This window comes from Melaminivora jejuensis (assembly GCF_017811175.1).
GTDB lineage: Bacteria > Pseudomonadota > Gammaproteobacteria > Burkholderiales > Burkholderiaceae_C > Melaminivora > Melaminivora jejuensis.
This window is the reverse complement of record NZ_JACWIJ010000002.1, coordinates 355,354-368,406: the sequence shown is the minus strand read 5'-3', so window position 1 is coordinate 368,406 and position 13,053 is coordinate 355,354. Positions and strand designations below refer to the sequence as shown.

Genomic DNA, 13,053 nt, shown 5'->3' with positions numbered 1-13,053 from the left:
TACTCATCTGCTGAAAGGAAGCCACGCACCATGTCCCACGTCATCCAGCCCGGCGCCTCGATGCACGGCATCGCACTGCGCCATGATTTTCAGCAAAGCCCCGTCGGCAGCCTGGGCGGACGCCAGGTGCAGCAAGGCCAAGCGCAGGCGCCGCGCAGCCTGGGCCGGGTGCTCTCGGACGTGGGCCGCGGCATCCAGAACTTGGCCTCGCGCGCGCTCAACGCCGTCACGCCGCACAGCGTGCGCGCCGACACCAAGTTCCGCGCCGGCCTCAAGGACACCAGCGCGCAGCTGGGCGACTTGCTGGGCGCCATCTCGCACAGCGGCAACCACTCGGTGGATGGCGCGGCGGCGCAGCGCCTGCTGCAGTCCCTGCCCGGCACCGCCCAGCCAGCCACCAGCCGGGGCCTGCCCTACGCACAGCTGATCGAGCAGCGCACCGCCGTCCACCTAGCCCACATGAGTCCGGCGCAGCGCCAGGCCCTGCACACCGGCCTGGCCATGGCGGAAAACTCCGCCCTGCGCGGCGACCCGACCTTGGCCGCCGTGCGCCGCGCCATGGAGCAAGGTGCCGTCGAGGCCGGCATCCCGGCCCTGCAGGGCGACCTGGATCAGGCCATTGCCATGGTGGCACGCGAGACGCAGGACAAGGGCATCACGGGCCGCGCCTTCCAGGAGCTGTACAACACCGCGCGCCAGGTGCTGGAGCAGCAGGGCTTTGGCGGCCTGCCGCGCGACGAACTCAAGCACCTGCAGCGCGCCCTGGTACTGCAGGCGCTGGAGCAGCGCATGAGCGGTGCCGAAGACCCCGCCGACCTGCAGCCCCTGGCGGACATGATCAACCACCTGCCCACGCGCGAGCTGCACGCCTTGATGCACGAGGATCGGCAGCTGGGCGCCATCCAGCCGTCCAGCACCTCGTTCGTGCTCATGGGCGCCATCGGCTTGCGCTCCGAGCAGTTGGAGCAGAGCCTGACCGACGGCTTTGCCGCCCTGCTCGGCCACGGCGAGCCGGCCGTGGACGATCCCGGCGGGCTGCTGCACAGCCCCCAGGCCTTTGCTCGGCAAGTGGCCGAAATGGGCCAGGCGCTGACTGACCTGCGCCAGCACAGCGAAGTCCACGGCCAGCACTTCCCGCCCGAGCTGGACGCCGCCTACGCCCGCACGCTGGCGCACCTGGAGGACTACCTGACCCCGCTCAACCTGAGCCAGCTGAGCGAACTCAGCTCCAGCCAGTTGCACGCCTTCGGCCAGGGCCTGCGCCAGCTGGGCGTCGAAGCCGGACAGGCCGAAGTCGCCGCCGATGCCGCACGCCGGCGCACCGAGGCCTTCGACCAGTACGCCCAGGGGCTGCAGCCGGCCCTGCAGGCACTATCCACCGGCAATCTGACCGGCGGCCTGCAAAGCCTGGCCAATGCCCAGCGCCTGGGCGACACGGCGCTGACCGTCCACAGCAACCTGGGACGCAAGATCGACGGTGCCGACGACATCATGGACTTCCGCGCCGAGCTCACCGCGCACGCCCTGCAGGGCCTGGACACACCCACGCTGCAGGCGCTGGCGCAGCGCCTGGGCAGTCCGGTGGCCGACGAATTGAGCGCCACCCTGTCCGACAGCGCCATGCTGCTGCTGTCGGACATGAACATGACCGGCTACGACCCGCAGGTGGGCCGGCGCATGTTCGACCGCGCCACCGACCTGTACATGCTGCGCGAGGCCGTCGGCAACGCCTTGCAAGAGCGCGGCGCCGATGTGCCCGCACCCGGCTGGCCCGGCGCGGCGCCCGATCTGGCGGCCCTGGTGGAGCAGCAGTACGGCGTCGAAGCCACCAGCGACGGCAGCATCCGGATGCGTGCCGGCCTGGGCGGCCCGGCCATGCAGGAGGCGCTGCAGGCCAACATCGACGACATGCTGGAGCACCCGCAGACCGACCCGCCGCACGCCGAGCACCCGCTGGTCAGCGATGGCTTCATCAAGGATCTGACACGCGCCGACTTCGGCCTGATTGCCCCGGATGGCACGCGCCAGCCCCTGCTGGCCCCGGGCGCCGGCAACCAGGACGCGCAGATCGGCAACGCCGTCACCCAGCTGCGTGCACTGGCCGGCAACAACGACGCGCTGCTGCTGCTGGCCACGCGCCTGGCCAACCAGAACGTGCAGGCCGGCGTGCAGCAGGCGCTGATGTCCCAGCAAAGCCCGATGCGCCTGGACGATGGCACGCCAGGGCGGCTGATGGGCGACGAGGACAACCGCTACACCTTCTCCAGCGACGGGCAGGGCGGCCTGATCCTGCAGGTGGACTACGGCCTGAGCAATGCCAGCGCCTTCCTGCCGGCGCCGCGCAACGCCCGCGAGGGCGTGGGCGTGCCGGTCATGCTGGACGCGGCGCACAGCCAGGCCCAGCTGCGCTTTGCCCTGCACATCGGCGCCGACCTGTCGGTGCAGATGCACGATCCGCTGCAGTACACCTACGATGCCGTGCGTGCGCCCTGAGCGCCGCCGGCCCCATCCCCCGCCCTCCACTGAACCGACCTGCCGAGAAAGACCCCTGCCATGCACTCCTGCGACCAGCTTTTGCTCGACCTGGGCCAGACCGCCGGCCTGTCCCAGCCCCTGCGCTTCGATGACCACGGCTGCGCCCGCCTGATGGTCGGCGCCCATCTGGCACTGGACTTCGAGCGCGACGCCGAGGCCGGCGTCATCCAGCTCTACAGCGTGCTCGGCCCTGCACCGGCGCAGGGCGACGCTGCGCTGTACCGGCAATTGCTGGAGGCCAACCTGTTCGGCGCCGACACGGCCGGTGCCACCCTGGCCATCGACGGCCCGATGCGCGAGATCGTGCTGTGCCGCAGCATCTCCGCCGAGGGCCTGGCGGCGCCGGCCTTCGTGCAGACCGTGGAGCAGTTCATCGCCGCCGCCGAAGACTGGAAGGAACGCCTGGCGGCGCACCAGCCCGGCGCTGCTGCGCCAGGCGCAGCAGCCGAGGGCGCGTCCGCCGCCGCGCCCCTGGAAATCCCGGTGCCGGGCCTGGGCGCTTTCCTGCGCGCCTGAGGCGCGGGGTAGGGCACGGCTGGCCACCCGGGCGCATTCAGGCACGCACCAGGGCCGGGACGCTGTCTTGGCATGATTTCAGTCGCAAACCCAATGCTGGCAAGCGCTGGCAGCTACTTTTTAAATAGCAAAACTTGCTGACAATCGCCAGCAGCGGACAGGCCGGACAGGACACTGCCCTGCCCGCGTACACGCCTCGCCTCACGTCGGCGGCTGGCCCTCGCAGCCCATCATCTGCTGCACCTTGCGCATGAAGGTGCCGGCATCGAAGGGCTTGACCAGCAGCTCCATGCCATCGCCCACCAGGCTGTCGCTGGAGGCGGCGCGCTCGGCGTAGCCGGTCATGAGCAGCACCTGTATGGCCGGCAGGCGCTCGCGCGCCAGATCGGCCACCTGCCGGCCATTGGGGCCGGGTAGGCCGACATCGGTGACCAGCAGATCGAACTGCAGCGCCCCCGACAGCAAGGCCATGGCCTCATGGCCATCGGCAGCCTGCATGATCTGAAAGCCCAGCTCCTGCAGCAGCTCGACCACGGTGGCGCGCACGGTGGCATCGTCCTCGACCACCAGCACGGCATCGTGGCGCCGCTCGTGCGTCTGCGCGTGCAGCACGGCGGGCGCTGCCGGCTGCAGCTCTTCGGCGCAGCGCGGCAGGTACAGATGCACCGTGGTGCCCACGCCCGGCTGGCTGTCGATCTCCACCGCGCCGCTGGTCTGGCGCATGTAGCCGTAGATCATGGACAGGCCCAGGCCGGTGCCCAGACCTATGGGCTTGGTGGTGAAGAACGGGTCGAAGGCGCGCTCGATGACGTCGCCAGCCATGCCGGTGCCGCTGTCCGAGACGCTCAGGCGCACGTAGTCGCCTGCCGCCAGGCCGCTGCTGCCGCTGCCGGCGCCATGCTCGCCAAGCCTGGCCGCGTTGCTGGCCTGCAGGTGCAGCCGCCCGCCTGCCGGCATGGCATCGCGGGCATTGATGGCCAGGTTGAGCACGGCGTTTTCCAACTGGTGCAAGTCGGTGCAGACCAGCCACAAATCCTCATCGGCCTGCACCGACAGGGCGATGTTCTCGCCGCAGCTGCTGCGCAGCATGGTCTGCAGGCCGGCCAGCACGGCGGCGACATCGACGGCACGCACATCCAGCGGCTGGCGGCGCGAGAAGGCCAGCAGCCGCTGGGTCAGGGAAGCGGCGCGCCGCGCCGAGGCCAGCGCGGTGTCGATGTAGCTGCCGACCTCTTGCACCCGGCCCTGCTGCAGGCGCCGCTGCATCAGCTGCAGCGGCAGCACGATGCCCTGCAGCATGTTGTTGAAGTCGTGCGCGATGCCGCCGGTGAGCTGGCCGATGGCCTCCATCTTCTGGCCCTGGCGCAAGCGCTCCTGGGCCTCGGTCAACTCCAGCGCACGCGACAGCTCCTCGGTCTCGTCGCGCCCAATGGCGTGCAAAAAGCCATCGCCCGAGACCACCGACCAGGCAACGGTGCGCAACTGGCCGTCGCGCCCCAGCAGACGCATACGCACCTGGCGGCGCGGCGCCCCGGCGCGTAGCAGCGTGCCTTCGGCATCCAGCTCGGCGGCGTCTTCGTCCAGCACGAAGGCGCGCACATGGCGGCCCACGGTCTCGGCCTCGCTCCAGCCCAGGGCCACCGTCCAGCCGGGATTGACCGAGACGATGACCCCATCAGCCAGCCGGGCCACCATCATCAGCGCGTCCGACAGGCTCCACAGCCGGTCGCGGTCGGCGGTGCGCTGCACGACCTGCTGCTCCAGCGAACTGGCCTCGGCGCGCAGCTGCTGCTGTGCGTGGTTGCTCTGCGTGGTTTCGATGATCGTGACCACATAGCCGCCCACCGCGCCGTGGACATCGCGCACCGGGCTGAAGCCGAAGGTGAAGAAGGTCGGCTCGGGATAGCCGTAGCGCTGCACCGTGAAGGGTGCGTCCTGCCAGAAGGAGGCCTGCCCGGCCAGCGCGCGCTGCGCCATGTCGCCCACCAGATGCCAGGTCTCGTGCCAGACCTCGGGGAAAGGCCGCCCCAGCGCATCGGGCTTGTCCCCCAGCAGGGGGCGGTAGGCATCGTTGTGGAAAGTGGTCTGCCGCTCGCCCCAAACCAGGCACTTGGGAAAGTGCGAGGCCAGCATCAGCTCCAGCACCACGCGCAGGGTGTCTGGCCAGCCCGCCATCGGCCCCAGCGGGTGCGACGCCCAGTCGAAGGCGCGCACCTTGGCGCTCATGGCGCCGGGAGCATGGGGGAACTGCGGCGGTGTCGGCGGTGTTTCGGCCATGGTGGTTGTACGCCCAAAAACTGCCCAGGCAGCAGCGCCCGCCTTGAGCCGGGGCGCCTCAGCGCCGGTCGGCCAGGGCGTGGGCGATGGTGCCCAGATCGACATATTCCAATTCGCTGCCCACCGGCACGCCGCGCGCCAGTCGCGTGGCCTGCACGCCCCGGCGCCCCAGCGCCTCGGCAATGGCGTGCGCCGTGGCCTCGCCCTCGGCGGTGAAACTGGTGGCCAGGATGACCTCCTGCACCGTGCCGTCGCTGGCGCGCTCGATCAACTCGCGCACGCCGATGTCGCGCGGGCCGACGCCATCGAGCGGCGACAGCCGGCCCATGAGCACAAAGTACAGGCCCTTGAAAGCCCCGGTGCGCTCCATGGCTGCCTGATCCGCCGGGGTCTCGACCACGCACAGGCGCGTGGCATCGCGCCCGGCGTCCTGGCAGATCTCGCACAGCGCATCCTCGGTGAAGGTGTGGCAGCGCTGGCAGTGGCGCACGTTGCCCGCCGCCTGCGCCAGCGCCTGCGACAACACCTGGGCGCCAGCGCGGTCGTGCTGCAGCAGGTGAAAGGCCATGCGCTGGGCGGACTTCTGGCCCACGCCCGGCAAGCGGCGCAGCGCCTGGATCAGCGCGTCCAGCGAGCTGGTGTCGGACATGGGCGGCGCGCGCTCAGAACGGGAACTTCATGCCGCCCGGCAGGCCCGGCATCCCGGCGGTGAGCTTGCCCATCTTTTCCTGCGAGGTCTCCTCGGCACGGCGCACGGCGGCGTTGAAGGCGGCGGCCACCAGGTCTTCCAGCATGTCCTTGTCCTCTTCGAGCAAGCTGGGGTCGATGGTCACGCGCTTGACATCGTGCTTGCAGGTCATGAGCACCTTGACCAGGCCGGCGCCGGCCTCGCCCTCGACTTCGATGCTGCCCAGTTCCTCCTGGGCTTTCTTGAGGTTGTCCTGCATGGCCTGGGCCTGCTTCATGAGGCCGGCGAGCTGTCCTTTGTTGAACATGGTGTGTTTCCTTGGGTTGTGAATGACGGCGATGGTGCGAGGATAGCCGCCCCCTGGCCGTTGCCTGGAGCGGCGCGCCCGGTCAGAGAGGCCGGATGCTGCCGGGCACGATGCGCGCGTCGAATTCGCGCATCAGCTGCTGCACATAGGGGTCGGCGCGCACGGTGGCCTCGGCGCGCTGCTGGCGCGCGCGCGCGGCACTGGCGTTGCGCTGCGCCGGGCTGTCGCTGACCGGGCCGATCTCGACACTGAGCTGCTGCGCGCAGCCAGCAGCCTGCAGCGCGGCGCGCAGGCGCTCGTGGGCGGTGGCCTGGGTCAGCGATTCGCGCTCCACGCGCAGAAACCAGTGCCCGCCCTCGCGCGCCACGAGCTGAGACTGCAGCGCCAACTCGCGCGCCAGCGCCGCGATGGCGCCGTCCTGCACCAGGCGCTGCACGGTGGCGTGCCACAAGTCGTCGTCCCCGGACGTTGCCGGCGCACTGCCAGCGTCCGGTGCGCCAGCGGGTGGCGCTGGCGTGTCCTGGGCATTCTGCGCGCCCTGTGCGGGCGCTGGAGCGGGTGTTGTTGTCGCTACGCTTTCAGTAGCTGTCAGCGCTTGTCCAGCAAGGCTTTGAGCAGGATTTGACTGATATTTTCCAGGATCGTCCGCCTCCTGCGATGGCAGGGCCGGCGCCGGGGAAGGCGAGACGGCACGAGGTGCGGTCGGCGCGGCTGATGCGGCGGGTGCCGGTGCCGGGGGAGCGGCCGAGACCTCAGCCGGTGCCGGCGTCAGAGTTTTTTTTTCAGCCTGCCCCGCCGCCTGCGGAGCTTGCGCCGGCTTGAAGGCCAGCAGGCGCAGCAGCGCCATGGTCAGGGCAGCGTACTCGTCGGGCGCCAGGCCCAGCTCGGCGCGGCCATGCAGGCAGATGCTGTAGAGCAGCTGCGTCTCGTCGGCTGGCAGCAGGGCCGCCAGGCGGGCGATTTCGGCGGCGTCCGGGTCGCCGCCCGCATCGGCCTGCGCCGCCTGGACGGCCAGTTGCGGCACGGCCTGCAGCACGGCCATGCGCTGCAGCACGGCGCTCATGTCCTCCAGCGCCTGCGCCGCCGACAGGCCGTGCGTGCGCAGCAGGTCGCTGGTCTGCACCACGGCCAGGCCGTCGCCGCGCGCCAGGGCGTCGATCAGCGTGAAGACGTGGCTGCGATCGACGCTGCCCAGCATCTGGCGCACGTGGGCTTCCTGCACCTGCCCGCCGCCGAAGGCGATCGCCTGGTCGGTCAGCGACAGCGCATCGCGCATGGAGCCGCGCGCTGCGCGCGCCAGCAGACGCAGCGCCTGCGGCTCGGCGGCGATGTGCTCGGCGGCCAGCACATGCGCCAGATGCTCCAACACCACCTCGGGCGGCATGGGCCGCAGGTTGAACTGCAGGCAGCGCGAGAGCACGGTGACCGGCACCTTCTGCGGGTCGGTCGTGGCGAGCACGAACTTCAGGTACTCGGGCGGCTCCTCCAGCGTCTTGAGCATGGCGTTGAAGGCGGTGTTGGTCAGCATGTGGACTTCGTCGATCATGAAGACCTTGAAGCGCCCCTGCACCGGCTTGTACACGGCCTGCTCCAGCAAGCCCTGGACTTCATCGACGCCACGGTTCGACGCCGCGTCCAGCTCGGTGTAGTCCGGGAAGCGCCCCTCGTCGATGGCCGTGCAGGCCGGACACACGCCGCACGGCGTAGCGGTGATGCCGCCGCGCCCATCCGGCCCCTGGCAGTTGAGCGACTTGGCCAGGATGCGCGAGACCGTGGTCTTGCCCACGCCGCGCGTGCCGGTGAACAGATAGGCGTGGTGCAGCCGCTGCTGGGTCAGGGCGTTGGTCAGCGCCTGCACGACATGCTCCTGGCCCACCATCTCGGAGAAATTTCGGGGCGGTACTTGCGGGCGAGCACGAGGTAGGACATGGAGGGCGATTCTATGTGGCCGACCTGGCCGGCCTGGCAGGGCGGCGGGCGCCCCCTGGCCTGCCGGCGCGGCCTGCAGGCCGGGCCGCACTGCGGGCATATTGCCCCGGTTGCGCACAGTTACCTCCCTCAGCTTCCTGCCTCATGCCTGATTTCGCAGTCCGAGCGCCCACCTCTGCCCCCAGCCTGCCCAAGACCCATTTCGCATCCTGCTCGACGAAGTCGGCGCCTATGTCTATACCACCGACCTGCAGGGGCGCTACGCCTACGCCAACCGGCTGGTGCTCGACCTGCTGGGAGTGCGCGACGTGTGCGACATCGTGGGCAAGCATTTTGGCGAGATCATCGAACTGGACGAGCAGGCCAGCGCCGCGCTGCAGGCCGCCGACAACCGCCGGCGCTTCTGGGAGTAGGCCGAGCGCGAACTGGCCTTGAGCCGGCGCCACGGCATCCCGCTGGCCCTAGTGGCCATCGACATCGACCATTTCAAGGCCATCAACGACACCCACGGCCACCTGGTGGGCGACCAGGTGCTGCGCGCCTTTGCCGACACCTGCCGGCAGGCGCTGCGCAGCACCGATCTGTGCGCGCGCACCGGGGGCGAGGAGTTCTGTGTCCTGCTGCCGGCCACCGACCTGGGCGGCGCCCGCACCATGGCCGAGCGCATCCGCGATCAGGTGACCAGGCTGCGCCTGGATGCGCAAACGGATGCGGCTGCCGAGCTGCGCGTCAGCGCCAGCTTCGGCCTCGCCTGCTCCAGCGAGCGCACGCCAGTATTCGATGCGCTGTTCTCGCACGCCGACCAGGCGCTGTACGCTGCCAAGCGCGCCGGGCGCAACCGCGTGGCCGCCTGGGAGGAGCTGTTGCGCCCGCCATCCGAATAAAACCGATCCGGCGGCGGGCTACAATCGCCGCTGACGGGCCTCCCCGCATGGGGAAGCGGCCAACCGGGTCAGGTGGGGAACCAAGCAGCCCTAACCGTGGAGCCAGTGCCGGGGGTAAGGCTCGTCACCTCTCACTCTTCTACTCTCCCCTCCCTCCCTTTCTTCTGCCCATTGCTCGCGCCCAGGCACGCGCTGGGCAGCGCCCAGCCCTTGGGCTTCCTATCGCTTCCAGAATGTCGCGCGCGGGCTGCAGCCGTGCGCTGTGCGTTCGGCGACGCCTGAAAGGCCTGTTCGCCACAGCACCTCGGGCGGCGTAGGCTTCAGTCCGACAGGCGGGTGCGCCGTCAGGCGATGAGAGGTCAAGGGGCATGGCTGCATACTGGCCGGCAACACCCCTGGCTGACCGACGAGAGTGTGCCGCCATGACTGCCCGCCTCCACCCCGCACCCTGCACCAGCGCCCTGGCAGTTGCCTTGCTGCTCATCTTGGCTGGCCCGGCTGTCCAGGCCCAGGACGACCTGGCCGGACGCGCCCTGGCCGCCACCTTCCAGCACACGGCCCCCCAGCAGCTCACCGCCGCCCAAGCGCCGCTGACCCTGCGCAGCGAAGATGCGCCGCTGTTCACCCGTGCTGGCAATGGCCTGCCTGCCGGGCCGGCGCACTACAGCGAGATGACCGGCTGGCTGTTTGCCGACCGGCCATCCAGCCTGGGCATGACGCTGGGCGTGCTGTCGGCCTCCGGCGCCAGCGGCGCCCAGTCCGCCCCGCTGGCCTATGACCTGGGCCTGCGCTGGCGCTCGCGCCTGCAGCAACGCATACATCTGGACGTGCAGGCCTGGGCGCGCAGCCCGCAGCGCCCGGGCGCACCTGATGCCCTGGGCATGGTCTGGGCGCGCGAGCCGGCCAGCGTCGGCACCCGGCTGGAAGTGCAATGGAAGGCCTCGCGCACCGGCGGTCTGGTGCCCGAGTTCGGTGCCATCGGCGTGCAGCTGCAGGGCGATGCCAAGCTGCTGCTGCGCGCCCGGCATGGCGGGCCGATGGTGTATTACCGCACCAAGTTCTGAGATACCGAGCGCTCTCGGAGCGCATCCACGAGGAAAAGCCGTGAACCGGTTCTCAGCCGGCCACGCCGACGATGACGCTGGATGCCTTGAACAGGGCAGCAGCCGGAACGCCCTCGGCCAAGGCCAGGTTCCGGGCACTTTCGTTGGTGACGATGGCCACCACTGAGGCACCACTCTCCAGGCCGAGCGCTGCGTGACTTCGGCTTGCAGCTCGGCCAGCAAGGTGGCGCCCGCCTGGGCGGTCTCAATGCGCGTCATGGTGCTCGCCATGGGGGTTCTCCCAGGAAATGAAGGCCCAGCGCATGGGTGCGCCGGCACGCTGCTGCGGCGTGGCGCGCTCGTACCAGGCGCGCAGGCGTGCGGTTTCGGCCTCGTCCAGGCTGCCCATCGACCAGGCCACGCGACGCGCGAATTCGTCCCAGTCCGGCGCACCGGCCAGGCGGTTTTCCTGCGTCAGATACGACAGCTCAGGATGAAGGCCCATGCGGTGCAGGATGTTGAGCACATAGATGTAGTCGGGCACCGTGGGCAGGGCGCGGCCAATGACCTGCTGGATCAGCGGATCGGTGAAGTGCCCGCCCACCAGGTGCGTCAGGTACACACGCAGGCGCGCCTTGGCCCGCAACTGCTCCAGCGCCGCAGCCATGTCCTGCACAGTGGTCGAGCGCGAGGCGACGGCGATGTCGCACACCGGCACATCGCTCCAGTCATCTTCCCAGGCGCGGTGCAGGGCTTCGACGCCCTGCAGCCCGCGCGCTGCAGCCTGCGCCTGCATGGCATCCATGCATGGCGCGGCTGTAGTCCAGCCCAACCACGCGCTGCAGCCGGCTGGCCACGGCCAGGGCGATGGTGCCAGGGCCGCAGCCCACGTCCAGCAGCGACTGCGCGCCGTGCAGGTTCATGCGCGCCACAAAGGCGCTGGCGTAGCCGCTGTCCAGCGCCTTGGCGGCCATGCCGGCGGCCCGCGCGTCCCAGGCAGCGGCACTCTTGTGGTTGCGCCCGGACAGGGCCAGATGGTCGCGGTACAGGCGGCCAAAATCGATGGCTTCGATGGTCATGCAAGAGCCTCCTCAGCCCAGCAGGCGCTGCCCAGGCTGGCAGCCACCGCCGCCTCGCTGACGCCGTAGAGAGCTGCCAGGGCGGCCGGCGTGGCCGTGGCGTGCGGCGCACCGATGGCCACCAGCCGCCCACCGCCCAGCAGCGCGATGCGATCGGCAACGCGCAGCGCGTGCTCGGGCTGGTGCGTGGTCATGAGCACGGTCATGCCAGCGGCACGCAGGCGCTCGATGTGCTGCAGCACCCGGATTTGGTTGCCAAAGTCCAGGCTGGCCGTTGGCTCATCCATCACCAGCAGCGCTGGCTCCTGCGCCAGTGCGCGGGCGATCAGCGCAAGCTGCCGCTCGCCGCCGCTGATGGCGGTATAGACGCTGCGGCGCAGGTGCCCGACACCGAGCAGCTCCAGGCACTGCAGCGCGATGCGCCGGTCTTGCGCACTCGGCGCGGAAAACCGCCCCACGCGCGCAGCCCGGCCCATGAGCACCACGTCCTCCACAGTGAAGGCAAACAGGCCTGCGTGCGCCTGCGGCACGTAGCCCACATGGCGCGCGAAGGCCGCGCGCGGCCAGGCGGCCACGTTCTGCCCGCCGCAGGACACCTCGCCGGCCAGCGGCGCTAACAGGCCGAGCAGCGTGCGCAAGAGCGTAGTCTTGCCGCCGCCGTTGGCGCCCAGCAGGCACAGCACCTCGCCGGTCGCCAGGGCAAAGTTCAGCCCCTGCGCCACACAGCGCCGGCCATGGCCAATGGACAGGGCCTGCGCCTGCAGCACCGCGCTCATGACCGACTCCCGGTGCCGGCCAGCAGGAACAGAAAAAACGGCGCACCCACCAAAGCGGTGAGGATGCCCAGCGGCACCTCGATGGGGCCACAGTGCGCGCCAGCGTGTCCGCCGCCACCAGGAACCCCCCACCCAGCAGCAGCGATGCGGGCAGCAGCCGCGAAAACTCCGGCCCCACTAGCAGCCGCGCCACGTGCGGCACCACCAGGCCGACCCAGCCGATGATGCCGGCCAGCGACACAGCCGCCGCCGTGGCCAGCGTGGCGGCGGCCACCAGCACCAGGCGCAGGCGGCCCACGGCCACGCCCAGCGCCAGCGCCTCCTCATCGGGCAGGCCCAGCAAGTTGATGCGCCAGCGCAGCAGCGCCATGGGCACCAGCCCGGCCAGCAGTGCCGGCGCGGTGGCCAACAAGTCGGCGGCAGTGATGGCGTTGAGGCCGCCCAGCAGCCAGAAAGTGATGGTCGGCAACTGCGCCATCGGGTCGGCCAGAATCTTGACCAGCGAGATACCCGCACCCAGCAATGCCCCCACGGCTACGCCGGCGAGTACCAGCACCAGCACCGGGTCATGGCGACGCACCAGTCCGGCCACCGCCAGCACCGCCCCAACAGCCAGCAGCCCGCCCGCAAAAGCCAGCGCCTGCACTGCCACCACAGGCAGGCCCAGGTAAATGGCCGCCACCGCTCCCAGTCCGGCGCCAGCCGATACACCCAGGATGTCGGGCGACACCAGCGGGTTGCGAAACATGCCCTGATAGGTGGCGCCTGCCGCCGCCAGCACCGCGCCGACCAGCAATCCGGCAGCTACGCGCGGCAGGCGGATGCTCCAGACCACAGTCTCTACCGCAACCGGCAGGCCCGAATCCCAGCCCATGAGGCGCGCAGTCACGGCACGCCACAACTCACCCGGCGCCACTGGAAACTTGCCCGCCGCAAAGGCCGCCAGGACTAGCGCCACGAGCAGCGCCACGGCCAGCAGCCAGCGCAGCCGTTGTCCAGCTACTGAAAAAGGAGCTGTT

12 protein-coding genes, 1 other RNA gene and 2 pseudogenes are annotated in these 13,053 nt (G+C 70.3%); 6 read left to right on the top strand and 9 right to left on the bottom strand.

Translation table 11 applies throughout. From position 1 onward, the window contains the following. Positions 1-30: 30 nt before the first annotated feature. Positions 31-2,493, top strand: a complete 2,463-nt coding sequence (locus tag IDM45_RS01970) for a hypothetical protein (RefSeq protein ID WP_209421409.1) — start codon at positions 31-33, stop codon at positions 2,491-2,493. A gap of 60 nt (positions 2,494-2,553) precedes the next feature. Then, positions 2,554-3,051 carry a type III secretion system chaperone gene (locus IDM45_RS01965; RefSeq protein WP_209421408.1) on the top strand — a complete coding sequence of 166 codons (498 nt, stop codon included), beginning with the start codon at positions 2,554-2,556 and terminating at the stop codon, positions 3,049-3,051. 201 nt (positions 3,052-3,252) lie between these two features. Here IDM45_RS01965 and IDM45_RS01960 read toward each other — a convergent pair whose 3' ends face one another. The 4 genes and pseudogenes from IDM45_RS01960 to dnaX all read right to left on the bottom strand — a co-directional run bounded on the left by IDM45_RS01960 (position 3,253) and on the right by dnaX (position 8,252). Then, complete coding sequence (locus tag IDM45_RS01960) at positions 3,253-5,328, bottom strand: hybrid sensor histidine kinase/response regulator (RefSeq protein WP_232653581.1); 2,076 nt, start codon at positions 5,326-5,328, stop codon at positions 3,253-3,255. A gap of 58 nt (positions 5,329-5,386) precedes the next feature. Further along, positions 5,387-5,977 (bottom strand): recombination mediator RecR, encoded by a 591-nt coding sequence (gene recR / locus IDM45_RS01955; protein ID WP_209421407.1) that lies wholly within the window; start codon positions 5,975-5,977, stop codon positions 5,387-5,389. 13 nt (positions 5,978-5,990) lie between these two features. Further along, the gene (locus tag IDM45_RS01950) at positions 5,991-6,323 is read right to left on the bottom strand and encodes a YbaB/EbfC family nucleoid-associated protein (protein WP_209421406.1); all 333 of its coding nucleotides are present in this window, start codon (positions 6,321-6,323) and stop codon (positions 5,991-5,993) included. Positions 6,324-6,405: 82 nt separating this feature from the next. Further along, a pseudogene (gene dnaX, locus IDM45_RS01945) lies at positions 6,406-8,252 on the bottom strand (DNA polymerase III subunit gamma/tau). Positions 8,253-8,533: 281 nt separating this feature from the next. On the opposite strand from dnaX, the gene IDM45_RS17890 reads away from it, so the two are divergent. From IDM45_RS17890 to IDM45_RS01930, 4 genes are all read left to right on the top strand, one after another. Continuing rightward, the gene (locus IDM45_RS17890) at positions 8,534-8,665 is read left to right on the top strand and encodes a hypothetical protein (protein ID WP_267912100.1); all 132 of its coding nucleotides are present in this window, start codon (positions 8,534-8,536) and stop codon (positions 8,663-8,665) included. Between the two features lie 12 nt (positions 8,666-8,677). Further along, on the top strand, positions 8,678-9,136 hold the full coding sequence (locus IDM45_RS01940; protein WP_325168998.1) for a GGDEF domain-containing protein: 459 nt from the start codon (positions 8,678-8,680) through the stop codon (positions 9,134-9,136). A gap of 32 nt (positions 9,137-9,168) precedes the next feature. After that, positions 9,169-9,265, top strand: an RNA gene (ffs, locus tag IDM45_RS01935) — signal recognition particle sRNA small type. Between the two features lie 293 nt (positions 9,266-9,558). Then, positions 9,559-10,200, top strand: a complete 642-nt coding sequence (locus tag IDM45_RS01930; RefSeq protein ID WP_209421404.1) for a hypothetical protein — start codon at positions 9,559-9,561, stop codon at positions 10,198-10,200. 52 nt (positions 10,201-10,252) lie between these two features. On the opposite strand, the gene IDM45_RS01925 is transcribed toward IDM45_RS01930, so the two are convergent. The 5 genes and pseudogenes from IDM45_RS01925 to IDM45_RS01910 all read right to left on the bottom strand — a co-directional run bounded on the left by IDM45_RS01925 (position 10,253) and on the right by IDM45_RS01910 (position 13,022). Next, on the bottom strand, positions 10,253-10,381 hold the full coding sequence (locus IDM45_RS01925; protein WP_209423960.1) for a TOBE domain-containing protein: 129 nt from the start codon (positions 10,379-10,381) through the stop codon (positions 10,253-10,255). A 63-nt stretch (positions 10,382-10,444) separates the two neighbouring features. Next, the gene (locus tag IDM45_RS01920; RefSeq protein WP_232653586.1) at positions 10,445-10,984 is read right to left on the bottom strand and encodes a hypothetical protein; all 540 of its coding nucleotides are present in this window, start codon (positions 10,982-10,984) and stop codon (positions 10,445-10,447) included. Continuing rightward, a complete protein-coding gene (locus IDM45_RS17415) occupies positions 10,908-11,258 on the bottom strand; it encodes a class I SAM-dependent methyltransferase (RefSeq protein WP_232653588.1) in 351 nt (116 codons plus the stop codon). The genes IDM45_RS01920 and IDM45_RS17415 overlap by 77 nt, the downstream gene beginning before the upstream one ends. Beyond that, positions 11,255-12,034: an ABC transporter ATP-binding protein gene (locus tag IDM45_RS01915; protein ID WP_209421403.1), complete on the bottom strand. Its 780-nt coding sequence runs from the start codon at positions 12,032-12,034 to the stop codon at positions 11,255-11,257. Before IDM45_RS01915 ends, IDM45_RS17415 begins: the two co-directional genes overlap by 4 nt. After that, positions 12,031-13,022: pseudogene (locus IDM45_RS01910) on the bottom strand (FecCD family ABC transporter permease). Before IDM45_RS01910 ends, IDM45_RS01915 begins: the two are co-directional and overlap by 4 nt. Positions 13,023-13,053: the final 31 nt, after the last annotated feature.